This is a genomic window from Neptuniibacter sp. PT8_73 (assembly GCF_047778045.1).
In the GTDB taxonomy this organism is placed as follows: Bacteria; Pseudomonadota; Gammaproteobacteria; order Pseudomonadales; family Balneatricaceae; genus Neptuniibacter.
Genome location: NZ_CP180545.1, coordinates 845,620 through 867,769, shown reverse-complemented (window position 1 = coordinate 867,769; position 22,150 = coordinate 845,620). Strand labels below are relative to the sequence as shown.

Sequence of the window (22,150 nt, the reverse complement as noted above, 5' to 3'; positions counted from 1 at the left end):
TATTCATGGACAGAAACAAGACCGGCAAGGACGCCGAAAAACACGCTGAAAGATTCCTTTCAAAAAACAAACTCACCCTAGTCGAACGCAACTATCATTGTCGCTTTGGCGAGATCGATCTAATCATGTTAGATCGACGCACACTTGTCTTTATCGAAGTCCGTTACCGTAATTCAAAAAAGTATGGTGGTGCAGCAGCTTCAGTTACTACTACCAAACAACGAAAGATCATTAAAGCAGCACAACATTATTTGAGCCATAAAACGCAATTTTCTAACAATAATTGCCGATTTGATGTCATTGCTTACGAATATGATGCAGCACCAACGGAGCCGCTGTGGTATAAAGATGCCTTCAGAACTTAAGGTAAACGATTAAGGACAGCATGGAACTCGAAGACCGCATTGTCAGCCAGTTTCACAACTCAATGGAAGTCAACGCGATCACCATTGAGCAGTACACTCCACTTATTGCCCATGCTGGCGAACTTTTACTCCATTGCCTTGTCAGTGAGAACAAGATTCTCTGCTGTGCCAATGGAGCCTCCTCATCTTTAGGGCAACACTTCACCGCACTATTGATGAATAGATTTAGGCATGAGCGTCCAGGTCTACCCGCAATCAATATTAACTCAGATGGCGCTACCTTAAGCGCGATCTGTGAAGATAGCGGCTTTATGGACGCGCAAGCCAAACAGATCCATGCTTTAGGACAACCAGGGGACATTTTATTACTGATAACACCTCACGGTCGCTCCAGCAGCCTTGTACAAGCAATACAGGCCGCCCATGATCGTGAAATGACTGTTATCGTCCTGAACGGTTCTGATGGTGGCGATATCACAGCGCTTCTCAGCCCAGAAGAGATCGAGATATGCGTGCCTAGCGACGATAGCTCACTAGTTCACCATGCGCAGTTACTAGTTTTGCACTCTTTATGCGATTTAATTGACTACCAACTTTTTGGAAGCGAATAAACATGATCAACAAAAAGACATTTAGTTTAATTGCAGGGATTAGCTTATCGCTATTTGTTACAGGCTGTTCCGACATCCTAAGCGCTGGACGAGAAGGTCCGATCCAGGAAGACCCTGGCAACAGAACCGTTGGTTCATACATAGATGATGAAGTAATTGAAACACTATCTATGGTTAACCTTGCCAAGGGCTCAGAGCAGATGCAGGCAACCAATATAAGCGTAACAAGCTATAACGGCGTTGTACTATTAACAGGCCAAGCACCTGCAGAAAGCGCAAGACAGGAAGCTGAGCAGATCGTCAGCCAAGTACGCAAAGTACGCAAGATTCATAACGAAGTTAAAATCTCTGGCGTATCGTCCACTATCGCTCGCACGAACGATACTTGGCTAACAACCAAAGTTAAAGCAGAACTTCTAACAAATGAAACTGTTGATGGGTCTCGAATCAAGGTAGTAACTGATAGCAGCACCGTTTACCTTATGGGCCTTGTAAGCCCTCAAGAAGCTGAGAATGCGATCAATATCGTAAGAAATATCGCTGGCGTAGAGAAAATTGTAAAAGTATTTGAATACGTTAATCGATAAGAATCACGGTGCGCACTAACCCTTAGTACGCACCTTTTAATCTTTAGCTTCTACCCTTTCACTTCTCGCAACTACTTTACAACTTTCAATGACGGCCTGTTCGGCTTAGCTGGTTTCTCAGTCTTCTTAGGCTCATCCGCGTCCATATCTTCAATATTATCCAGAATCGCCAACTCCTGCGTATAGCAGTCAACACCAGGCTCACCACCAAAGCCCATACCCTGCCCATTTTCACGCGCATAGATAGCTAATATAGCCGCCATCGGTACATATACATCCATTGGCTGACCTGAAAAGCGTGCATTAAAAGACAACGCTCGATCATCTAGATAAAAATCCCGAACCGCTGATGGATTAATATTTAAAACAATCTGACCATCATCAACAAACTGCGTAGGAACAGTAACATCATCCTGCGTAGCATCCACCAGAAGATGAGGTGTTAAATCACAATCCAATAACCAGTCATACAGTGCTTTAACAAGATAAGGGCGACTCGGCTTCATTTCTTTATCCAAACATTCAACAAAATAACGACATAAAAAAAGGGATGAAATATCATCCCTTTTTTAACTTTACTACGAAACAATTAATCGCGCATTTCACGCTCTGCTTCTGACAAGCTCATTTGGAAAGATTCACGCTCAAATAAGCGCTCCATATACTTAACCAAAGGCTTGCACTGATCTTCTGGAAGATCGATACCCAACAACGGCAAACGCCACAATAGTGGAGCCAAGCAGCAATCAACCAAAGTAAACTCTTCACTCATGAAGAAAGGTTTGTCAGCAAAAATCGGTGAAATCGTAATCAAGCTATCACGCAGCTCTTTACGAACCTCTTCTGCTGTATCTTCATCATCAGCCATCGCTGCTTCAATGATTTTATCCGCAAGATCACACCAGTCACGCTGGATGCGATACATGTATAGTCGGCTTTCAGCTCGAGCTACAGGATAAACAGGCAATAGCGGAGGATGCGGGAAGCGCTCATCAAGATATTCCATCATCACATTTGGTTCATAAAGAACCAAATCGCGATCCAACAAAGTTGGCAGGCTATTGTACGGATTCATTGAAGTTAGATCTTCAGGAAGATTACCTTCATCACAATCATGAATCTCTACAGCAACACCCTTTTCTGCCAGGACGATACGAACTCGATGGCTATACTGGTCCTCGCCATTAGAGTAGAAGGACATGGAAGAACGTTTTGCCACAACACCCATTAAGAATACCCCTTATTAGAAACAGATACGCGGCCCCTTAAAAAAGAGGCCGCGTTTTAAAGCTCACGATTATATCGTAAAGCTATTAGTGTACATCTCTCCAGAATTCTTTCTTCAGCGCGTACGCAAGGAAGAAGAATAGGAACAAGAAGATCAACACGTAAGTACCGATACGCTGAGAATCCAACTTAGATGGCTCACCCATGTAAACCATGAAGTTAACTAGATCATATACTAGCGCATCAAACTCTTCTGGAGATAGCTCACCAGTGCCCTTCTTAACAGAAGTACAGCTAGTAAGCGGCTTGTTAGTTAGAGGATCAATACCCTCACCACGCAAACCGTGAGCATTCATCTCTTCCCAAGAACAGCTTGCAACAACTTCACCCTGTAGCGGGCCAAGTACGTTTGGCATACCAACGTCTTTAAACACTGCGTTGTTCACGCCCCATGGACGAGACTCATCAGCGTAGAAACTACGTAGGTAAGTGTACAACCAATCTGGACCACGTAGACGCGCTTCTAGCGTTAGATCTGGTGGAGGGTTACCGAACCACTTACCGGCATCGCCTTTATCCATAGAGATAGTCATCTGCTCACCCACTTTGTGATCACCAAAGATCAAGTGTTCAGCAACAAGCTCTGGGTTCATGCCTAGATCTAGCGCAGCACGCTCATAACGCTGGAACTCAGCAGAGTGACAGCCCAAGCAGTAGTTTACAAACGTTTGCATACCACGCTGCAAAGATGCTTGGTTATGCAGATCAACGTCCATCTCATCTAGGTGGCCTTTAGCGCCACCTGCAGCACTTGCAGCCATAGGCAGTGCCGCCATTACTAATGCAATAAGAAACTTTTTCATTAGCCTGTAACCCTTTCTGGAACTGGTTTAGTACTTTCCATTTTGGTGTAGATCGGCATCAGGAAGAAGTACGCGAAGTACAGACCTGTACAAATCTGAGCCGCTAACGTACGACCTGGAGTAGATGCAACAACACCTAAGTAGCCCAGAATTACGAAGCACACACAGAAGATCACTAACCACAGCTTGCTCATCCAGCCTTTGTAGCGGATAGATTTAACTGGGCTGCGATCCAACCAAGGAAGCACAAACAAGATAGCAATCGCTGCACCCATCACAACAACACCAGGGAACTGAGAACCTAGGATTGGCGGGATAGCACGTAGCATTGCGTAGAATGGCGTGAAATACCATACAGGCGCGATATGCTCAGGCGTTTTCAGCGGGTTAGCTGGCTCAAAGTTTGGCGCCTCAATGAAGTAACCACCACCTTCAGGGAAGAAGAAGACTACCGCACAGAAAACAAATAGGAATACAACCACACCTACAATGTCTTTAACAGAGTAGTAAGGGTGGAATGGGATACCGTCAACAGGTACGCCGTTCTCATCTTTGTTATCTTTAATTTCGATACCGTCTGGGTTGTTAGAGCCTACTTCGTGTAGCGCGATAATGTGCAGAACAACCAATGCCAATAGAACGATTGGTAGAGCAATTACGTGCAGAGAGAAGAAACGGTTTAGAGTAATACCAGAGATCAGGTAGTCACCACGAATCCATTCAGCTAGCTCTGGACCAACATATGGTACAGCAGCGAATAGAGATACGATTACCTGTGCACCCCAGTAAGACATCTGACCCCATGGCAATAGGTAGCCCATGAAAGCTTCAGCCATAAGCGCTAGGTAGATTGTCATACCGAATAGCCATACAAGCTCACGAGGCTTACGATAAGAACCATACATCATGCCACGAAGCATGTGCAGGTAAACAACTACGAAGAATGCAGACGCACCGGTAGAGTGCATATAACGCAGCAACCAGCCGTATTCAACATCACGCATGATGTATTCGATAGAAGCAAACGCACCTTCAGCAGAAGGATTGTAAGACATAGTTAGCCAGATACCCGTTAGGATCTGGTTAACAAGCACTAGAAGTGCCAATGAACCAAAGAAGTACCAGAAGTTAAAGTTCTTTGGAGCGTAGTATTTAGATAGGTGATCTTCCCACATAGCTGTAGCTGGGAAACGATCATCAATCCAACCCATGATACCTGGGTTACCTTTGTTACGAGAACCAGCCATTATGCAGTCTCCTGATCAATACCTACGATGATCACATTTTCGCTCTCATAGTGATGAGGCGGGATCACAAGGTTACTTGGAGCTGGGGAACCGTTCATTACTCGACCAGAAAGGTCAAAACGAGAACCATGACATGGGCAGTAATAACCGCCAACCCAATCTTCACCCTGACCAGATGTAACACCTACTTCAGGAAGATAAGTTGGAGAACAACCTAGGTGAGTACAAATACCTACCAAAACAGCGATATCTTCACGTAGAGAACGCGCAGGGGTTTTTGGAATGTAATCAGGCTGCTGTGCAGGGTTATCCGATTTTGGATCCTGCAAGTTGCTATCTAGCTTAGCCAGATTAGCCAATGCTTCTTCGCCACGACGAACGATCCACACAGGCTTACCACGCCAGCTAGCAATCACCTGCTGACCTGGTTCCAGTTTACTTACATCCACCTTGACAGGTGCGCCGGCAGTTCTTGCCTTCGCACTCGGCGTCCAGGAAGCTACGAATGGGACAGCTGCTCCTACAGCACCAACCGCACCAACTGCGGATGTAGCACCGATTAGGAGACGGCGCCGACCCTTATTCACGCCATCATTGCTCATTAAGTTATCTCCCCTCAATCGACCTTATTTTATATCTCTGCAGGTGCAAAAATACTCTGGCCGCTAAGAATTTTATAGCTACGGAAATCTGTATCTTAAAAATGGCCCAAATAGTAAAGAAATTACCCCTTTCTTACAAGGTGAATTACTTATTTTTCGCCGTACTTTAGGCCAATGTATTGATATAACGCAGTGCAAAAAAAACGCCCACCCCGATAAAGGGGCAGGCGCTTTTTCTGAATCCAAAATCTTTCGAAAAAGACGTCGAATTAACGCTTGGAGAACTGTGGCTTCTTACGCGCTTTACGTAGACCAACTTTCTTACGTTCAACCATACGAGCGTCACGAGTAACGTAACCTGCTTCACGTAGAGCTGGACGAAGCGTTTCATCAAATTCCATTAGTGCACGAGTGATACCGTGACGGATAGCACCAGCTTGACCGAAGCCGCCGCCGCCTTTAACAGTAACAACAACATCGAACGCTTCAAGATTGTTAGTAAGCTCAAGAGGCTGACGAACGATCATGCGCGCAGTTTCACGACCGAAGTATTCTTCGATAGTTTTATTGTTAACTGTGATTGCACCTGTACCTGGACGTAGGAAAACACGTGCAGTAGAAGTTTTACGACGACCTGTACCGTAATACTGTGTAGTAGACATGATTATCCTTCCCCTTAAACGTTAAGTTCTTTAGGCTGCTGAGCCTGATGCGGATGTTCTGCACCAGCGTAAACTTTCAGCTTCGCATACATAGCGCGACCTAGCGGACCTTTTGGTAGCATGCCTTTAACAGCAAGCTCGATAGTGCGCTCAGGGAAAGTTTCTACCATCTTCTCGAAAGAAGCTTCTTTCAAGCCACCTGGGAAACCAGTGTGGTGGTAGTAAGTTTTATCTTTACGCTTGTTACCAGTAACGCCTACTTTTTCAGCGTTAACAACTACGATGTAGTCACCAGTATCAACGTGTGGAGTGTATTCTGGCTTATGCTTACCACGTAGACGACGTGCAATTTCAGTAGCCAGACGACCCAGAGTTTTACCTTCTGCGTCAACAACGTACCAGTCGCGTTTTACTTCGGCTGGCTTAGCGACGAATGTTTTCATCTGTATAGCCTTTCAACTTTACTCAGATCTCGTTGATTTTAATAATAAAATCGACCGATCTGACTTATAATTATTTGTTGTTCCAATTCACTTAGAACAACTCTCTTCTGCCCAAAATTTAAGCAAGCCTAAACTTGGGAGCGCGCATTATATATATCTACACCATAGTCCGCAAGCTAAATCCAGATAAAAGCCCAATACAATCGACGCTAGAAGCGTTCCCCACAACCTCAAAATACATCCCTGTAAGAGCGGCATTCTGCCGCGAAAAACAGACAACCACCCTCAGAAACAAAAACAAAAAATAAAACAGCCTGTGGGAGCGGCATCTTGCCGCGAAAAACAGACCAACACCCAGAACAATACAAACAACCTGTAGGAGCGGCTTCCAGCCGCGAAAAAAAATGCGCCCTTATGGCGCATTTTTTACAATCTTATTTGCAGACTAAGCTCTATGCTCTCTAGCCAGATACTCATGCGACTGCATCTCAAGCAAACGACTTTGAGTTCGCTCAATTTCGAATTCCAAGCGCCCTTCTGAATAAATCTCATGAATTGGCTTTTCAGCACTAATTATCAACTTAACGCCACTATCATAGAATTCATCGACCATATTGATAAAGCGACGAGCCGCATCATCATTGGAGCGACCAAGCTGCGGTACATTACCCACCATCACAGCATGGAAAATTTTACCTAGCTCAATGTAGTCGTTCTGCGAACGAGGACCTTCACAAAGCTCTTTAAAATCAAACCAAACCACGTCTTCGCAACAGCGGCGTGATTGCATATTACGGCCATTAATATCCAGAACCTCAGCTTCAACCACCTCTTCCAGATCTGGTGCAAGACTTTCAAAACTGCGATTTAAACTCTTATCCGCTTCAGCATCTAATGGATAGTGGTAAAGCTCTGCCTGCTCTAAAGCACGTAAACGATAGTCAACACCACCATCAACGTTCACAACTTCGGTGTAACGATTTAGCATATCAATCGCAGGCAGGAAGCGAGCGCGCTGCAAACCATCTTTATATAGCCCATCAGGTACAATATTGGACGTTGCTACTAGAGCAACACCGTTCTTGAATAGCTCTTGCAGTAATCCACCCAGAATCATGGCATCAGTTATATCTGTAACAAAGAACTCATCAAAACAAATAATTCGTGCTTCTTGCGCGTATTTCTTACCGATCTCCACCAACGGATTAGGAGTACCGTCTAGCTCTTTTAGCTCAGCATGCACACGCTGCATAAAACGGTGAAAATGGGTACGCATCTTCTGCTCGAACGGAAGACTGTCATAAAAAGTATCCATTAGGTAAGTCTTACCACGACCTACACCACCCCAGAAATACAAGCCTTTAACAGGCTCTTTCGGCTCCGGCTTTTTCAGCTTACTCTTCAAGCGCCCCATTAAACCGACTTTAGGCTCTTCCGCCTTAACCGCTACAAGATCGTCATATAAACGCTGAAGGTGCTCAACAGCCATCTCTTGGGCTGGATCATAAGAGAAATCATCGCGCTTGAGGTCTTGCTTGTATCTTTCTAATGGAGTCATGTGGGTTGCCAATTTGATCTACTTTTTAACCTGCGCGAACTTTACCGGCGAAAGCACTATTTAGCAAATGCAACATAAGGAGGGGTAGCTAACAATTAAGTGGCTAGTGGCTAGTGGCTAGTGGCTAGTGGCTAGTGGCTAGTGGCTAGTGGCTAGTGGCTAAAAAGTGTTCCCCTAACTTCGATTTCACTCTACAACTACTCTGACTTGAGCTTATAGTCCAAAGAAAGGCACCAGCACCGGCAGCATAAACGCAGTAAATGCCCCAGTCATACCCATAGCCAAGCCACCAAATGCACCTGCAACCATGCCATATTCAAAAGCAAATGCGGTACCCATCGCATGCGCACCAACACCTAAAACAAAGCCTTTTACAGACTCATCTTTAATAGCTAATAGACGGTAAACAAACGGCGCGATCAAGCAGCCCATAGCCCCAGTAATAAGAACAAGCCCAGCAGCCAAAGACGGGAAACCTCCCATTTTTTCTGCTACCGCAATTGCGATAGGAGAAGTAACAGACTTAGGAGCCAAAGTTAATAAAAGCTCATCACTTAACCCAAAAGCAACACCAATAAGGATCGCTGAAGTTGCAGCAACAATAGCCCCAACGACACAACCTACCAGTAAAGGCACCAGCAATCGCTTAACAGTTGCTAGGTTGTCATATAAGGGCACAGCCAACGCGACTACCGCAGGACCTAATAATAGGTGAATATACTGCCCACCCTGCATATAGGTCACATAGTCCGTTTCAGATAGTTTCAGAACAACAATAATGATAGAAAGCGATACCAATACAGGATGTAGAAACGGCGTTTTTCCAGCTTTTGCATTTATCCAAGACGCACATAAAAACACCACCAGCGTCACCACAAGCCAAAGCACTGGAAATGTTTGAAAATGAGACCACAGATCAAGCATCATCATCTCCCAAACCCTGCTCAGCACTCGTTTTTTCTTTCGAGAGCACCTTCAACAAAAAAGCCACAATAAACATCGTTATCAAAGTACTTACAAACAACGAAACCATCAGCTCAAGCCAAAAGTCAGAAAGCACTCCAAAATAGTTCATCAAGCCCACACCAGCAGGCACCAAAAGCAATGGCAGCACTTTCAGTAACCCTTCAGCAGTTACACGCAGCCCTTCAGGCACCTCACCACGAACAATCAAACCTACCAGCAACAAAACCATACCAACCACTGAGCCAGGAATAGGCACACTTGCAGCCGTAACGATAAGCTCCCCAACCAACTGGCATACTAACAAAATGAGAAAACCCTGGATCATATCTACATCACCAATTGCGCTAACTGCCAAAAAGCCACTAAAGCAAAACCAATAAATAAAACACCGGCTGCTCGATGAATCCAAATAATGGACAGGCGTTGAAGCAAGATCTGTCCTAACCAAACTCCCAGCAACGTTGTAACCAACAACGCAGATGTTCCCGCAAGCCAAACAATCCATGCATTCTCTACAGCAGATAGCCCCGCTATAGATAACTGCGTTTTATCACCCAATTCAGCTAGAAATATTAATACAAATACAGACAGAAGCAGGTGTCTACCAACATTAAGCTCCCCCTCCTCTTCATCATTTTCAACACGTAAGGACTGAACACCAAAGACCAAAAATAGCGTACCGACCAGCACAAAAATTACGGCCGGAGGAAGATAAGCACTAATGGTTGCACCAAACAAAACTGCCAACAGATTCAATACTGAAAACGCAGCCACAGCACCGATTAATACCGGAAAAGGCTTATATCTAGCCGATAAAGTCATACAAACCAACTGACTTTTATCACCAAATTCAGCAAGAAATATGAGAAGAAATACCTTAAAGAAAGGCTCTATGAGATCCATATACAGCTCAACCACAAATTTAGACTGAGCATCCTAACATTATTTAAAAGATGAATATTTAGAGTTTACAAAATGCACATAACATTCATGTCATTGATATCCAACTCAAAAAAACTGTCTGGCAAACACATATAAACTACAGCAGCGAATCAACAGCTAGCTACCACAAAACACTTTCTGCTTTTCATCCCTTTGCATATAAGCACAAATCAAAGATCGCTTTTTGTAGAAATTTAAGATGTCTGCTAACCCTTTAAAGCTATGTTTCAAACCTCTATGGACATGCTCTGCAATAATACTTTTTTGCTCAGCGGATAAATTGGACCATGATATCGCCCCAGCATGCGCAAGAGTAAGGTGAACAGATTGCTCCCAAGGCCCGTATTGTTCAGCGTTTAGAAGAGACTGATTAAATTCTTCATCAAACTCATTCATATGGGCTTTCATCAAGACAATATTAGCCCAACTGTAAGGCCATCGAGGTCTTAATTCTGCAGCCTGTATATGTAATTGCTTGGCATTAACAAGAGCATCCCTACCCGCTCCATCAACACCCTCGACCAAAGCCTTATAATATAGAACCCTCGCTTTAAGCTCGTAGTATTCAGGATTTGTATCTTCCCAGGTTAAAGCTCCCTCGGCATCAATCAAAGCCTTATCTATTTGCCCCAACTCCGGCAAAGCCTTTTCCTTCTGCCAAGATTCAACCGCAAATCGAACCTTATAACCATACAAATCCCCCATCACCCAAGTTACTGCCACATAAATACCAATCAAACAGAGCAGCAAGCCCAGAACAGCAAAAGTTTTAAATAGCAATGTCTTAGACTTCATAACCTGTAAACCGACTACTCAAGACCAATTATGCGCGCTGGATTGTCCCACACCAATTGTCTAGCCTCTTCCGCACCCACGATGTTAGCAGCAGCTACAACAGCTTTTGATAAGACAGGCGGCCTGTGCTCTGCATTATGCGCATCGCTAGCAATCACGGTAACCCACCCATTTTCCAACATTCTTAAAGCCATCTCATGGGCCTGATAACCAAAGTCGGCTGTTACAGACATTGCTGTCAATTGGAAAAGACAGCCCATTTCAACAAAAGGGGCCAATTTACGCTCATCAGCAAGAAATCCTTTATTTCTTTCCGGGTGAGCAATCATAGGAAGAACCCCACGATCTAAAAGCCATTTAACTAGGTTATCGGTTCCCGGAGGCACATGACTGTGAGGAAGCTCCAACAACATCACTTTTTTGCCAGCCCATTCCCCTAAGAATGGTAACTGTCCAGAAGCAAACATAGCCAAGACTTCGACCGACAAACGCACCTCACCTGCAGGTTGAACAATCAATGGAATATCGTTGCCCACAAGTGCTTGTTGAAACTGCTCAAAAACAGGCTGAATAGTTTTTACATCATTATCATAACGCCCCGGGTGAACATGAGGGGTGAACACCGCATGAGTAATGCCATCCGCAACAGCAATACGAGCAAGCGAAAGAGCCTCTTCTAAAGAAGAGGCTCCATCATCAATTCCTGGCAATATATGGCAATGCAGATCAATCATGCTGCGTTCTTATTTTCCTCTGTATAACCATAGGTATCATAATAACCACCATAATCAGCACCATAATATTTAGATGCCTTCTTGGTATTAACCTGATTGAGCACCACACCAATCAATGGAGCATTTATATCCTTCAATCGTTTCAAACCAGCTTTGGCTTGCTGGTAACTTGTCGAATCAGCTTTAACCACATAGATCATAGCCCCAACTTTCGGCGCTAAAACCAGTGCATCACTAACTGCTTGAGTAGGGGCCGTATCGATAACAATTCGATCGTATTTCGTTTCTAAGACACTTAATGCTTTAGCAAAACGCTCAGAAGACAACAACTCTAAAGGGTTTGGCGGAATAATACCGGCAGTTAACACATCAATCCCTGAAGTTTCATGGTGATGAATACAATCTTCTAACTTAGAAGTTCCAGCCACCAAATTGGAAAGCCCGGGAATTCTTGGGTCAAAGCCCAATGCCTTAGCCAATGATGGTCTACGCATATCCGCATCAATCAAAAGCACCCTTTCCATTTGCCCTAGCGAGTACGCCATATTGATAGCAGTTGAGGTTTTCCCTTCACCCGGCATGGTAGAGGTGACAGCCAACACCTTATGCGGATTATCTAAAGCAGACAACACCACACCCGTTCTAATAGTACGAACTGATTCCGCAAAAGCGGATTGAGAGTCTTCCAGATATTCACTATAACTCGGGTGTTTAACATCCTTGCGTTTTAACAATGGTAATAAACCCATCATTGTTTCACCCAACTTACCCTCAATATCGGCAGCAGTTTTAACCGTGTTATCTAACGCTTTCAATAGGAAGGCAAAAACAACACCAAACATAACGCTTACAACAAACGCCAACACCACTATTAATTTCTTATTTGGCTTTGCTGGCAATTGAGGCTTGACTGCTGGATCTACTATTCGTGCATTAGCAGTTCTTAGATCACCCGTTGCGCTCGTCTCATTAAAACGGGTAAAAAACGTATCGTACAACGCACGTTTGGTATCTACATCCTGCTGCAGCTCACGTAGCTTAAATTCTTTACGACTTAAATCCTGCATACTTCCTTTAGTCGCAGCCAAAGAATTTTCCAAAGATTTTTCACTGGCCAGAGCAGCTTTATATTGGTTCTCAATTCCATTCACAACCGACACTATCTGCTGATTCAAAGATCGATATGCAATATTAAGCTCTGAATTAACCGCGACCATTTTCGGGTGTTTTGCACCATAGCGCTTAGCCAACTCGGACTTTTTGAGTTGCTTTTCCGCTACAGACTCTTTCATGGTCTGAACCAACGGATGCTGCAATACAGCTGGAAGCAACTCTAATTTACGGGGGTTACGCTTACCTATTTTTTGGATTTGGTCATAAACACCTTGCAGCTCCAAGCGATCTCTTCTTGATTCAACAAGCTTGGTGGACACGAGATCAAGCTCCTTCGAAGCAATATCTAAACCACCCTTTTCACCGACAATACCTTCTTGATCACGGTAAGCTTGTAATTGTTTCTCTGCAACTCTCAGCTCATCACGCAGATAACCAAGACGATCACTCAACCAAGTAGAAGCCTGCATTGTCACTTCTAACTTAGCTTCTAAATTACTTTCTATATAAGCTTGACCAATCGCATTGGCAACCTCTGCAGCCATAACCGGCGAATAAGACTCATAAGTTACTTTTACAAGCTGAGTTTTACGCACTGGAGAAACCGTTATCTTTTGGCGGAATTGGCCTAATTTAGATTGAAATAAATCCTCTTCAGATGGCTCCACACCTCCATCTGGCAGCTCTAATGGCAATAAATCCCGCCAATTAAACGAAAAAGCAGGCTTTTCATTAAATTCAGGATGATTGGCCAAATCCAGCTTGCGCATTACCGATTCTGCGAGCTTTCGCGATTTCAGAATTTCAAACTGCGTCAGGAAATATTCTTGGTTGCCTGAATCTAACCCATAAACCTCTTCAATGGATACAACTTGCGCCTCCTGAGCCTCTATCAACAAAGTCGCTGTTGCTCGATATACAGGCCTCATTGAAAACACTATAAGAATTGTTAGCAATGTTACTAGAAAGGCAAAACCTAGGATCCCCCATTTATGCCGACTAATCGTTAGCCAATACTCACGGAGATCAATAACATCTTCTTGCATTAAACGGTCGAATGCAGCGTTTTGCTTATTTTCCATATACAAATCCGTTTGAATAATTCAAAAGAGGAGTTAAAAGAAACTTTCTTCAATAGTGACAGTATCACCAGGACTAACAGGGTGATTAATATCAATTTTTATCGGCTCTTTATCTGCTTGCTCTTCCGTAACCACAAAGAACTTGTCAGAAGAAGCTCGCTCTGTAAAACCACCCGCAAGGGCAACTGCTTTTTGAAGCGTCAGACCTGGCTGATAAGGATAAGCCCCTGGATCTTCAACCTGCCCATAAATAAAAAATTGACGGTATTCAATAACTGCAACATTGACACTAGGGTTTACCAAATAACCATCAGCCAACTGAGAACGAATAACTTCACTTAATTCACCAGTACTCAAGCCATTAGTGTTAATTTCACCCAGAAAAGGATATGAAATTGTACCTGCATCACTCAAACGCACTTCTAAACTTAAATCATCTTCTCCGAATACCGTAATATTCAAAAGATCACCCGCTCCCAAGGGATAATCAGATAGATCACTTGCCTTACCAAATGCAGACCAAAGCACAAGTAATGCACAGGCTAAAAATTTATACACGTTTGCAAAACCTCTTAGGACAACAGCTCAGAACAAACTTACAGGGAACCCTGTACTGAGAAATAAACAGCATTTTTGTCGTAATCAAGCCCACTCTGATTCGAAGTCCGATCAGAATAAGAATAATCAAGCCCTAGATCCAACCAGCGCTGTAACTGATAGGTAACACCTACACCATAATTTTCCGATTCATCAGAACGACTACTGGACACGTAATCGCTATCCGACTGACCATAGCTAACTCGCGAAAGAATACGGTTACCCCAGTCGTGCTCCCAACCCAAATTCCAACTGGTAGTATCAATGTAGTTACCAGTGCCATCCGTTTCTTCTTCTTCTCTACTTGTTACAAAACTAACAACGGAATATGTTTTTGGCGCCCAATTTACGGCTAACTCCCAGCTAATGCCATCATCATCTTCTCGAGACGCAGAATCGAAATCTTTTTCGGCATAACCTACTTTGAAGATCCCCGTGGTTTTTGCCGTTGCATCCCATGTTGCACCCACGAGATATTCAGTTTCTGAGCTATCTAAAGTTACAGAAGCAAGATCATAATCAATCTCTTCATGCTCAATCTCAAACAGCAACGATGTTTTAGGCATTACACGGTAATAGAATGTACCTGTAACTTTAGAATTTTTTCGATCTTTCGCAGCGGTTTGACTACGAAAATTACTATATTCTCGATCGCTTAACTCTGCCGCCACCTCTATTCGACCTTTAGCTTCCAGCGCACCAAAACCATACTTAGCTGACAACGTGGTAACATCATATTCAATCGGTGCATCATTTGCTGTGGCATTAGCACCCTGATTAAGGCCTGAACCTCGCTCTTCATGAGCCTTAAGATATCTAGCTAACAGCTCTAGTCGATTACGAATATTAAAATCTAAATAAGCCTGAGCAGATAAATCATGATCGGTATAGTTATCTGCCGAATCATTTTCATAATTCCCATGTTTTAACGCATAGTTCAGACTATAAACATTCAAGCCTTTTTCCAAAACAGCTTGAACAGAAGGGTTAACCACAGTAATAACTGAATCCACTTTGTTTGAGTCAGTGGAATAAATATTATCATCATGTCCGACTTGGACATTAAGCTGAGGAATAACCTGAAGAGGCCCTAGTTTTGCTGGAGCAGGATCAATAGCAAAAGAAGGGGTAGCCGCCATATAGCTAGCCAAGAGAGTAAATGTACAACCAATAAAGCGATTCTTGCGAGCCAAATTTTCCATGGAATATCATCCCTATCCTTTTCCACTATCCATCTCAGAACTCTTGCTATTCACAAAGCCACTAGACTGATGGATAAATTTCGATCATTCTAACACACAATCCTGCCGTAAATCTCGCATTCGCACCTGCAAAAAAGAGTAGCAACTCCCAACTAAATAGTATTAATTAGTGTAACAAACCCATGTTACTATTCGGCAACCATGGAATTAACACTCAGAGGAAACACAAAAGGATGTCAAATCAAGTAACCAAAGCTGTAATCCCAGTAGCGGGCCTAGGCACACGAGTACTCCCAGCAAGTAAAGCAATTCCTAAAGAGATGATGCCCGTTGTAGATAAACCTGTGATACAACACGTTATTGAAGAGGCTATAGCAGCTGGAATTAAAGATATCGTCTTGGTTACACGCTCTGGTAAAGCCTCTATAGAAGATCACTTCGATTGCCATTACGAACTCGAAGCCGAATTAGAGCGTAAAGGAAAAACAGCCATCCTAGAATCAGTCCAAAACATTATTCCATCGGATGTTTCCATCAGTGCTGTTCGTCAACACAAAGCTCTAGGCTTAGGTCACGCCGTTCTTTGCGCTGCACCAATTATAGGGAATGAAGACTTCGCGGTTTTACTCCCAGATATGCTTATTAATTGCCACGGTCTGCCGCAAGCCGACCTATCGGCGATGGTAGATACATATAAAAATACAGGTTGCGGCCAAATCATGGTTGAGCCAGTTCCTATGGAACATGTCGACCGCTACGGTGTAGTTGATTGTTCAGGCATTGATATTTCTGCCGGACAATCCGCGGATATTTCTCGCATGGTAGAGAAACCACCAATTGATGAAGCACCTTCAAACCTCACAATCAATGGCCGCTACATACTCCCTGCTCGCATAATGGAGCTATTGAAGGACACTAAGCCTGGTGCAGGTGGAGAAATCCAACTAACAGACGCAATGGCTGACTACCTTAAAGAAGGTAAACTGCAAGCATTCCACATGAGCGGGAAAACTTACGACTGCGGGAATAAAGCTGGCTACTTGCAAGCAAATGTTGCTTACGGTCTTCAACATCCGGAAACAGCTAATAGCCTAAAGGACTTTATAAAAGAACTTAGCCTATAAACGAAACACAGGAGATGCATCTTGCTTCAAGAACTACACACCTGATGCACCTCCTATCAAACAACCGACTCGATGCACTACAAATCGGAAGCATTTACCTCAAAAAGATAACTCTAGCTGTATCAGAGATATCCAAGGATCTATTTTACCCAGCACAAAAAGAGCAGGTAAAATACAGGATTAGCGATTTGCTCAAATAAGGAACACTGATGTCATCAACCGCATCCACGGCATGGACCAGTTTAAAGTCCCATGCTACTGATATGTCCCATTCACATATAAGCACACTGTTCAAACAGGAACCTGATCGCTTCAGCCAATTCACTTTTGAACAGAAAGAACTGCTGCTTGACCTCTCTAAGCAAAAGATCACATCAGAGACTATTACCTTACTCAAAGAATTAACTGAGGAAAAACAGCTTTCTACTTGGATCAAAAAACTATTCCAAGGAGATCATATAAACGACTCTGAAAATAGGCCCGCCTTACACACAGCACTTCGATCCCCTGCTAATTTTTCTATACCTTTAGCCGGCAAGAATATTGTTACTGAGGTTCATGACAACCTGGCTCGAATGGAGAAAATCGTTGAAAGAATTCATTCTGGTCAATGGCGAGGTTATACAGGGCATTCAATTGATACAGTGGTGAACATTGGTGTAGGCGGCTCCGATTTAGGTCCTTTTATGGCCTGCAAAGCCCTCTCAGAAAATAGCCCCGAGATTGCTCGTAAACTTAAAGTCTATTTTGTCTCATCTATGGATGGCAGTCAGCTAGCGGATCTGCTTGACCAGCTAAATCCCGCTCGAACCCTTTTTATCATTTCATCCAAATCATTCACAACTATAGATACTTTAGCTAACGCACAAACAGCTAAAGAATGGCTAAAGCAATCAAGCAATTCAGGAACTGAAGCAACCCTAGTTGCACGGCATTTCATCGGCGTATCTGCAAACCCTGAAAAAGTACTGGAATGGGGCATTCCTAAAAGCAATCAACTTGAATTTTGGGATTGGACTGGTGGTCGATATTCAATGTGGTCAACCATCGGCCTTCCAATTGCATTAAAGCTAGGAATGTCTGGATTTAAAGAGCTACTAGCCGGCGCACACGAAATGGACGAACACTTTAAAGCTGCGCCATTCGAGCAAAACCTTCCAGTACTTCTTGCCATGATAGGCATATGGAATATTAATTTCCTTAACATAAACGCCCATGCAATCCTGCCTTATGATGGACGATTGAGCCATATCCCCGCTTATTTAGAACAGTTAGAAATGGAAAGCAATGGAAAATCGGTAGATAGACAAGGAGATAGAGTTAACCATAAAACCTGCCCAATCCTGTGGGGTGAAGTAGGTACAAACGCACAACATGCATTTTATCAGCTACTACATCAAGGAACTGAAGCAGTTATGTGCGACTTTATTGTTTCAGCTCGCAGGTATCACGATACTGACAACTCAGAATTACAACACCAGCACCAACTCAATTTAGCAAACTGTCTCGCACAATCCAGAATTCTGGCACTTGGTGACTCAGTACTTGAAGGCGCCGAGACTGCTCCAGCATATAAGCGTTATAAAGGCGACCAACCTTGCACAACAATTATGCTAGATGAGCTTACCCCTTTTACATTCGGTCAGTTGATCGCCCTCTATGAACACAAGGTTTTCGTTCAGTCTGTAATCTGGAACATAAACCCATTTGACCAATGGGGTGTAGAACTAGGAAAAAAAGTAGCCACATCTTTATTAGATGCCTTTGATTTCAATGGCGACAAACCAAACTTTGACAGCTCAACAAATGGCTTACTTAATCGCATTGCATCCAAGGGAGAACCACATTGAAGATCACCATTTGGGGTAACGAACTCCTAGCTTGGACCTCTGCAGCAGCACTAGCAGAAAGCGGAAATCATATTCTACTTGTTCCGAATGAGCACGAATTTCCAGACGAGCAAGATCTAGAGTTCAAGGTAAGCAATGAACCCAACCTTGAACCACTTATCGCCGAAACAAAAGAAAATGGTCGACTGAAAATAGGTTCGGGTACAGAAGGGTTAAGTCATGCGTCGAATCACATTCTTGCCCTCAACCCAGATCAGTTTAAAACCGCAGAACGATTAATTACTCGTCTAAGCAACCAATACCCGTCGAATCTCCTGATCATAAATCAGTCTAATTTTGGCGTAGGTAGTTCGGACAAATTACAAAATTTACTAGATGAAACAAACAATCAAGTCATCAGCTATATCCCTGATATGCTGGCAGAGGGGTCTGCTTTAGAAGATTACAAATCGCCACAGACAATAATTCTTGGCTGCACAAACGACTGGGCATTGCTAAATATCAAATCGTTAATGCGCCCGTTCAGCAAAGCGACTAAACAGTGGATGATCATGTCCAGCAAAGAAGCCGAGTTCACAAAATTTGCGAATACCGGCATGCTAGCGTTACGGCTAGGCTACATAAATGAGCTTGCCAATCTGGCTGATCAGTTAGATGTAGATATTGAGGTGATCCGAGAAGCAATGATCACTGATCCGCGTATTGGCCCCCACTATCTTCACCCGGGCTGCGGTTTTGGCGGTTTGCATTTTCAGCAATATATCGAAGCGCTATCAGATTTGCTGACAGAAGCCAGAAATTCAAAGCTACTAGACACCGTTTTGACTGAAAATGAAAAACAAAAAGAACAGCCTTTCCGAAAATTATGGCGCCATTACTCGTGTGACTTGGAAGGAAAAACAATTACGCTTTGGGGGCTCTCATTCAAATCAGGCACCGCCAGTATAGATAATGCTCCAAGCCTAAAGGTAATTGACACGTTGCTAGCACAAGGTTGTCATATACAGCTACACGATCCCGAAGCTATGGGCAACATCCGAGAACACTTTGACGACCCGAGCATCACATACAGCGAAAACGCTTATGATGCTCTTAAAGGCAGTGATGGACTTCTATTGCTCACCGACTGGCCCGAATACTGGTCTCCTGACTACGATGAAATGCTAAATAAAATGAATCAGCCTCTAATCATTGATGGTAGAAACATATTCGATAAAGAGCTTGTTCAAAGCTTAGGATTTACGTATTACGGTGTAGGTAGATAATAGCCTCTACCTTTCTTCGGGGGAGGAACTTCCTCCCTCTCCCAAACAACTCATTGATAGCCTAAAAATAATTTAGAGAAGCCATCAAGAGCCTTGAACGTCTAAAGCGTAGAGAAACAAAATTGAATAGCGCCTTTATTAAAAAATACAAAACTCCAGTCAGGGTATTATTCATCCTAGCCCTAACCGCACTTTTATATGGCATTTTTAGAAGCACTCCTCCAGAAAGGCTATTCGAAGACTCAGATAAAGTAGGGCACTTTATCGCATTCTTAGTTGTTTCCTTTCTTGGGAGATTCGCTCTTTACCAAGTTCCAAACTTAATCTATTGGAGCGTGTGTTTGCTACTGTCCTATTCGTTGGAGTATTTCCAAGAAATACTTCGCCCCCTACGCCACTTTTCTGTGTGGGATGCTCTCGCTAATGCTAGCGGAGTTATCTTTGCAATGATTCTATGCTTTGCACTCACTAAAATACCGCTAAAAACAACGAAAGAAACGTCTCCACCAGAGTAAGCTAAGAGAATAATAACTCCTACAGAATTACCGTTATAGGAGCTCACCCTGCGAGCAAATAAACCTATAGGTACCCTACAAGCTGACACCGACTACCTTCTAAGTTCACTTGCTCTAACTCATATGAGACATCTGCTTTCATAAGAATATGCATAGAGTATGTATCAGACTGTTCAACCACTGAATGATCCAGCGTTTGATTCACAGGAACAGGAATCAAATCCCCACTGCGTGTTTTTGCCACCAACTCAGCACTACAGCTCACTTTAATCCCTTTAAAGTCAGTTTGTTGAAGCAACTCATACTGAAAATGCAAATCACAACCCTGAATTATTTCAGCCCCCATGATTTTTTCACAGGCTAATTCAGCAGCAATCACCTCTAATTTTAACTTTTCAGGCACAGCCTGCTTCAACAACTCCTCTTCTTCTTTCAAAAAAGAGCTATGCATCCAACCTTCAGTTTTTCCAGTCTTTTCCTCTTTACCAGTAAAATAGATACGCGTCCAATCACCTTGTTCTTCCATTTTGATGACTAAATGCCCTTTATTAAGCATCAGCATACTACGACCAGTTAAACCGGGTTGTTCACGAACCCTGACGCTATCATTTGTCACAACCAAATATTCGACAGCGGAAACAGATGTAGACAATAAAAGCAGTAAGCAAAGAAGAGAACTTCGCACAGTAAAAACCTATCCGTGGGTTAATTATTTCTAGAATTGTATCGATCGATACTTAAAGACGCAAAAACCTAATATAAGTGGAATAACTCCCAACAACATATTGGTTAAGCACCTCACCCGAAAATCAAATTAGGAATTTTTCTTATATATTTACCCAACCGATAAACTTAATATATTTATCAGCAGAGTGGTCAAGGACGACTTACGCCTTGAAGGACCAAGGCCTCTGCTATCTGATCAGGGAAGATAAGGAGCCGACATGGACGTCGGTGCCCTTCCCCCCTTCGGGGTTCAACTAGATCCAAACCGCATCCCAATGGGAATAATCTCCTACCTTACTCGCTAGACCAGCTCTAATAGGGTTTGATACTACATACCTTGCAAGATCAACTAAATATTCTTCATCTCGTAGTGCATGATCATGGAAGCCATTTTGCCAAAGAGCACCTGTGCTCCCAGTATAAGTATTAATCGCCTTTGCAGAATAAGATTTAACTGAATGGACAATCGTTGAAAGCCCAGTTGAATTTAGCTGAACGAGCCAATGGACATGGTCAGGCATAAACACATAAGCAAGGGTATCACACCGCTTAGCTTGAAATTTCAGGCTGTTAACAACTATCCGCGCCAAGTATAAGTCCGTAAAGACCTTTTGCCTTTTAGCTGTAGAAAAGGTAACCAAATATATTCTTCCCTCTTCAGAGATGCGGCCTTTTCTTAAACTTGAAGAATTCCCTTTCTTCATCAGTAAATCTCCTTTAGTTTCGCCGCTAGATGCGCCTCCTACAAAGCACCAAACCTGTGGGAGAGGCGTCCCGCCTCGAAAAACATATCACCGCAAGATGCGCCCCTTTAAAGCAGCAACCCCGTAAGAGAGACGTTTGCTATACCCCTTGGGTGCCCGCCTCGAAAAAAATATCGGTGGAGAATGCATTCTTACAGAGCACCAGCCTTGAACAATAGGGATTGATAACTCTGTTCGGTACTAAATTCACTAAGGCTATAAACCCTATTAAACTCAGTAAACTTTATCCCCAATGATCGAGCTTAATATAGAAACTCAATCATTCACCCAATAAAAAGGCCCTAAATCTATCTAGTTAACCTTAACTAAA

General features: G+C 43.3%; 24 protein-coding genes. 6 read left to right on the top strand and 18 right to left on the bottom strand.

Annotation, left to right across the window (positions count from 1 at the left end):
* The first annotated feature begins 5 nt into the window (after nucleotides 1–5).
* The 3 genes from ACMXYN_RS03825 to ACMXYN_RS03815 are packed head-to-tail and all read left to right on the top strand — an operon-like array spanning nucleotide 6 to nucleotide 1,563.
* Nucleotides 6–365: a YraN family protein gene (locus tag ACMXYN_RS03825; protein ID WP_415893567.1), complete on the top strand. Its 360-nt coding sequence runs from the start codon at nucleotides 6–8 to the stop codon at nucleotides 363–365.
* Between the two features lie 20 nt (nucleotides 366–385).
* Nucleotides 386–976 carry an SIS domain-containing protein gene (locus ACMXYN_RS03820; protein ID WP_415883626.1) on the top strand — a complete coding sequence of 197 codons (591 nt, stop codon included), beginning with the start codon at nucleotides 386–388 and terminating at the stop codon, nucleotides 974–976.
* A gap of 2 nt (nucleotides 977–978) precedes the next feature.
* Nucleotides 979–1,563, top strand: coding sequence for a BON domain-containing protein (locus ACMXYN_RS03815; RefSeq protein WP_415893566.1), 585 nt, complete (start codon nucleotides 979–981; stop codon nucleotides 1,561–1,563).
* 71 nt (nucleotides 1,564–1,634) lie between these two features.
* On the opposite strand, the gene ACMXYN_RS03810 is transcribed toward ACMXYN_RS03815, so the two are convergent.
* The 16 genes from ACMXYN_RS03810 to ACMXYN_RS03735 all read right to left on the bottom strand — a co-directional run bounded on the left by ACMXYN_RS03810 (nucleotide 1,635) and on the right by ACMXYN_RS03735 (nucleotide 15,596).
* Nucleotides 1,635–2,069: a ClpXP protease specificity-enhancing factor gene (locus ACMXYN_RS03810; protein WP_415893565.1), complete on the bottom strand. Its 435-nt coding sequence runs from the start codon at nucleotides 2,067–2,069 to the stop codon at nucleotides 1,635–1,637.
* Nucleotides 2,070–2,152: 83 nt separating this feature from the next.
* Entirely contained in the window at nucleotides 2,153–2,791 is a 639-nt protein-coding gene (locus ACMXYN_RS03805; protein WP_415890413.1) for a glutathione S-transferase N-terminal domain-containing protein, read from the bottom strand.
* Between the two features lie 85 nt (nucleotides 2,792–2,876).
* Nucleotides 2,877–3,653, bottom strand: a complete 777-nt coding sequence (locus tag ACMXYN_RS03800; protein WP_415893564.1) for a cytochrome c1 — start codon at nucleotides 3,651–3,653, stop codon at nucleotides 2,877–2,879.
* A complete protein-coding gene (locus ACMXYN_RS03795; RefSeq protein WP_415890411.1) occupies nucleotides 3,653–4,900 on the bottom strand; it encodes a cytochrome b in 1,248 nt (415 codons plus the stop codon). Before ACMXYN_RS03795 ends, ACMXYN_RS03800 begins: the two co-directional genes overlap by 1 nt.
* Nucleotides 4,900–5,502 carry a ubiquinol-cytochrome c reductase iron-sulfur subunit gene (gene petA / locus ACMXYN_RS03790; RefSeq protein WP_415883620.1) on the bottom strand — a complete coding sequence of 201 codons (603 nt, stop codon included), beginning with the start codon at nucleotides 5,500–5,502 and terminating at the stop codon, nucleotides 4,900–4,902. The genes ACMXYN_RS03795 and petA overlap by 1 nt, the downstream gene beginning before the upstream one ends.
* A gap of 269 nt (nucleotides 5,503–5,771) precedes the next feature.
* Entirely contained in the window at nucleotides 5,772–6,164 is a 393-nt protein-coding gene (rpsI, locus tag ACMXYN_RS03785) for a 30S ribosomal protein S9 (protein WP_415890410.1), read from the bottom strand.
* Nucleotides 6,165–6,178: 14 nt separating this feature from the next.
* Entirely contained in the window at nucleotides 6,179–6,607 is a 429-nt protein-coding gene (gene rplM / locus ACMXYN_RS03780) for a 50S ribosomal protein L13 (RefSeq protein ID WP_415883619.1), read from the bottom strand.
* Between the two features lie 445 nt (nucleotides 6,608–7,052).
* Nucleotides 7,053–8,165, bottom strand: coding sequence for a cell division protein ZapE (gene zapE, locus ACMXYN_RS03775; RefSeq protein WP_415893563.1), 1,113 nt, complete (start codon nucleotides 8,163–8,165; stop codon nucleotides 7,053–7,055).
* 213 nt (nucleotides 8,166–8,378) lie between these two features.
* Nucleotides 8,379–9,089 (bottom strand): LrgB family protein, encoded by a 711-nt coding sequence (locus ACMXYN_RS03770; protein ID WP_415893562.1) that lies wholly within the window; start codon nucleotides 9,087–9,089, stop codon nucleotides 8,379–8,381.
* Complete coding sequence (locus ACMXYN_RS03765) at nucleotides 9,082–9,456, bottom strand: CidA/LrgA family protein (RefSeq protein ID WP_415893561.1); 375 nt, start codon at nucleotides 9,454–9,456, stop codon at nucleotides 9,082–9,084. Before ACMXYN_RS03765 ends, ACMXYN_RS03770 begins: the two co-directional genes overlap by 8 nt.
* Nucleotides 9,457–9,458: 2 nt before the next feature.
* Nucleotides 9,459–10,034 carry a TMEM165/GDT1 family protein gene (locus tag ACMXYN_RS03760; RefSeq protein ID WP_415893560.1) on the bottom strand — a complete coding sequence of 192 codons (576 nt, stop codon included), beginning with the start codon at nucleotides 10,032–10,034 and terminating at the stop codon, nucleotides 9,459–9,461.
* Between the two features lie 156 nt (nucleotides 10,035–10,190).
* On the bottom strand, nucleotides 10,191–10,868 hold the full coding sequence (locus ACMXYN_RS03755) for a hypothetical protein (RefSeq protein WP_415893559.1): 678 nt from the start codon (nucleotides 10,866–10,868) through the stop codon (nucleotides 10,191–10,193).
* A 14-nt stretch (nucleotides 10,869–10,882) separates the two neighbouring features.
* Nucleotides 10,883–11,602 (bottom strand): tyrosine-protein phosphatase, encoded by a 720-nt coding sequence (locus ACMXYN_RS03750; protein ID WP_415893558.1) that lies wholly within the window; start codon nucleotides 11,600–11,602, stop codon nucleotides 10,883–10,885.
* Nucleotides 11,599–13,797, bottom strand: a complete 2,199-nt coding sequence (locus ACMXYN_RS03745) for a GumC family protein (protein ID WP_415893557.1) — start codon at nucleotides 13,795–13,797, stop codon at nucleotides 11,599–11,601. Before ACMXYN_RS03745 ends, ACMXYN_RS03750 begins: the two co-directional genes overlap by 4 nt.
* Nucleotides 13,798–13,830: 33 nt before the next feature.
* The gene (locus ACMXYN_RS03740) at nucleotides 13,831–14,355 is read right to left on the bottom strand and encodes a polysaccharide biosynthesis/export family protein (RefSeq protein WP_415893556.1); all 525 of its coding nucleotides are present in this window, start codon (nucleotides 14,353–14,355) and stop codon (nucleotides 13,831–13,833) included.
* 38 nt (nucleotides 14,356–14,393) lie between these two features.
* Complete coding sequence (locus ACMXYN_RS03735; RefSeq protein WP_415893555.1) at nucleotides 14,394–15,596, bottom strand: outer membrane beta-barrel protein; 1,203 nt, start codon at nucleotides 15,594–15,596, stop codon at nucleotides 14,394–14,396.
* Between the two features lie 233 nt (nucleotides 15,597–15,829).
* On the opposite strand from ACMXYN_RS03735, the gene galU reads away from it, so the two are divergent.
* From galU to ACMXYN_RS03720, 3 genes are all read left to right on the top strand, one after another.
* Nucleotides 15,830–16,720 (top strand): UTP--glucose-1-phosphate uridylyltransferase GalU, encoded by an 891-nt coding sequence (gene galU / locus ACMXYN_RS03730; protein ID WP_415893554.1) that lies wholly within the window; start codon nucleotides 15,830–15,832, stop codon nucleotides 16,718–16,720.
* A 209-nt stretch (nucleotides 16,721–16,929) separates the two neighbouring features.
* Nucleotides 16,930–18,570: a glucose-6-phosphate isomerase gene (gene pgi, locus ACMXYN_RS03725; RefSeq protein ID WP_415893553.1), complete on the top strand. Its 1,641-nt coding sequence runs from the start codon at nucleotides 16,930–16,932 to the stop codon at nucleotides 18,568–18,570.
* Nucleotides 18,567–19,835 (top strand): nucleotide sugar dehydrogenase, encoded by a 1,269-nt coding sequence (locus ACMXYN_RS03720; protein ID WP_415893552.1) that lies wholly within the window; start codon nucleotides 18,567–18,569, stop codon nucleotides 19,833–19,835. Before pgi ends, ACMXYN_RS03720 begins: the two co-directional genes overlap by 4 nt.
* Before the next feature lie 579 nt (nucleotides 19,836–20,414).
* Here ACMXYN_RS03720 and ACMXYN_RS03715 read toward each other — a convergent pair.
* Both ACMXYN_RS03715 and ACMXYN_RS03710 read right to left on the bottom strand, forming a co-directional pair.
* Nucleotides 20,415–21,035, bottom strand: a complete 621-nt coding sequence (locus tag ACMXYN_RS03715) for an SH3 domain-containing protein (protein ID WP_415893551.1) — start codon at nucleotides 21,033–21,035, stop codon at nucleotides 20,415–20,417.
* Nucleotides 21,036–21,330: 295 nt separating this feature from the next.
* Nucleotides 21,331–21,780: an REP-associated tyrosine transposase gene (locus ACMXYN_RS03710; protein WP_415893550.1), complete on the bottom strand. Its 450-nt coding sequence runs from the start codon at nucleotides 21,778–21,780 to the stop codon at nucleotides 21,331–21,333.
* Between the last annotated feature and the right edge of the window lie 370 nt (nucleotides 21,781–22,150).

Bases quoted from the DNA above. Each gene is read 5' to 3' on its own strand.
- ACMXYN_RS03765 (WP_415893561.1), bottom strand. From the start codon at position 9,456: ATGATCCAGGGTTTTCTCATTTTGTTAGTATGCCAGTTGGTTGGGGAG.
- ACMXYN_RS03735 (WP_415893555.1), bottom strand. From the start codon at position 15,596: ATGGAAAATTTGGCTCGCAAGAATCGCTTTATTGGTTGTACATTTACT.
- ACMXYN_RS03795 (WP_415890411.1), bottom strand. From the start codon at position 4,900: ATGGCTGGTTCTCGTAACAAAGGTAACCCAGGTATCATGGGTTGGATT.
- ACMXYN_RS03800 (WP_415893564.1), bottom strand. From the start codon at position 3,653: ATGAAAAAGTTTCTTATTGCATTAGTAATGGCGGCACTGCCTATGGCT.
- ACMXYN_RS03805 (WP_415890413.1), bottom strand. From the start codon at position 2,791: ATGGGTGTTGTGGCAAAACGTTCTTCCATGTCCTTCTACTCTAATGGC.
- ACMXYN_RS03750 (WP_415893558.1), bottom strand. From the start codon at position 11,602: ATGATTGATCTGCATTGCCATATATTGCCAGGAATTGATGATGGAGCC.
- zapE (WP_415893563.1), bottom strand. From the start codon at position 8,165: ATGACTCCATTAGAAAGATACAAGCAAGACCTCAAGCGCGATGATTTC.
- ACMXYN_RS03710 (WP_415893550.1), bottom strand. From the start codon at position 21,780: ATGAAGAAAGGGAATTCTTCAAGTTTAAGAAAAGGCCGCATCTCTGAA.
- rpsI (WP_415890410.1), bottom strand. From the start codon at position 6,164: ATGTCTACTACACAGTATTACGGTACAGGTCGTCGTAAAACTTCTACT.
- galU (WP_415893554.1), top strand. From the start codon at position 15,830: ATGTCAAATCAAGTAACCAAAGCTGTAATCCCAGTAGCGGGCCTAGGC.
- ACMXYN_RS03810 (WP_415893565.1), bottom strand. From the start codon at position 2,069: ATGAAGCCGAGTCGCCCTTATCTTGTTAAAGCACTGTATGACTGGTTA.
- petA (WP_415883620.1), bottom strand. From the start codon at position 5,502: ATGAGCAATGATGGCGTGAATAAGGGTCGGCGCCGTCTCCTAATCGGT.
- ACMXYN_RS03770 (WP_415893562.1), bottom strand. From the start codon at position 9,089: ATGCTTGATCTGTGGTCTCATTTTCAAACATTTCCAGTGCTTTGGCTT.
- ACMXYN_RS03825 (WP_415893567.1), top strand. From the start codon at position 6: ATGGACAGAAACAAGACCGGCAAGGACGCCGAAAAACACGCTGAAAGA.
- ACMXYN_RS03760 (WP_415893560.1), bottom strand. From the start codon at position 10,034: ATGGATCTCATAGAGCCTTTCTTTAAGGTATTTCTTCTCATATTTCTT.
- pgi (WP_415893553.1), top strand. From the start codon at position 16,930: ATGTCATCAACCGCATCCACGGCATGGACCAGTTTAAAGTCCCATGCT.
- ACMXYN_RS03815 (WP_415893566.1), top strand. From the start codon at position 979: ATGATCAACAAAAAGACATTTAGTTTAATTGCAGGGATTAGCTTATCG.
- rplM (WP_415883619.1), bottom strand. From the start codon at position 6,607: ATGAAAACATTCGTCGCTAAGCCAGCCGAAGTAAAACGCGACTGGTAC.
- ACMXYN_RS03755 (WP_415893559.1), bottom strand. From the start codon at position 10,868: ATGAAGTCTAAGACATTGCTATTTAAAACTTTTGCTGTTCTGGGCTTG.
- ACMXYN_RS03820 (WP_415883626.1), top strand. From the start codon at position 386: ATGGAACTCGAAGACCGCATTGTCAGCCAGTTTCACAACTCAATGGAA.
- ACMXYN_RS03745 (WP_415893557.1), bottom strand. From the start codon at position 13,797: ATGGAAAATAAGCAAAACGCTGCATTCGACCGTTTAATGCAAGAAGAT.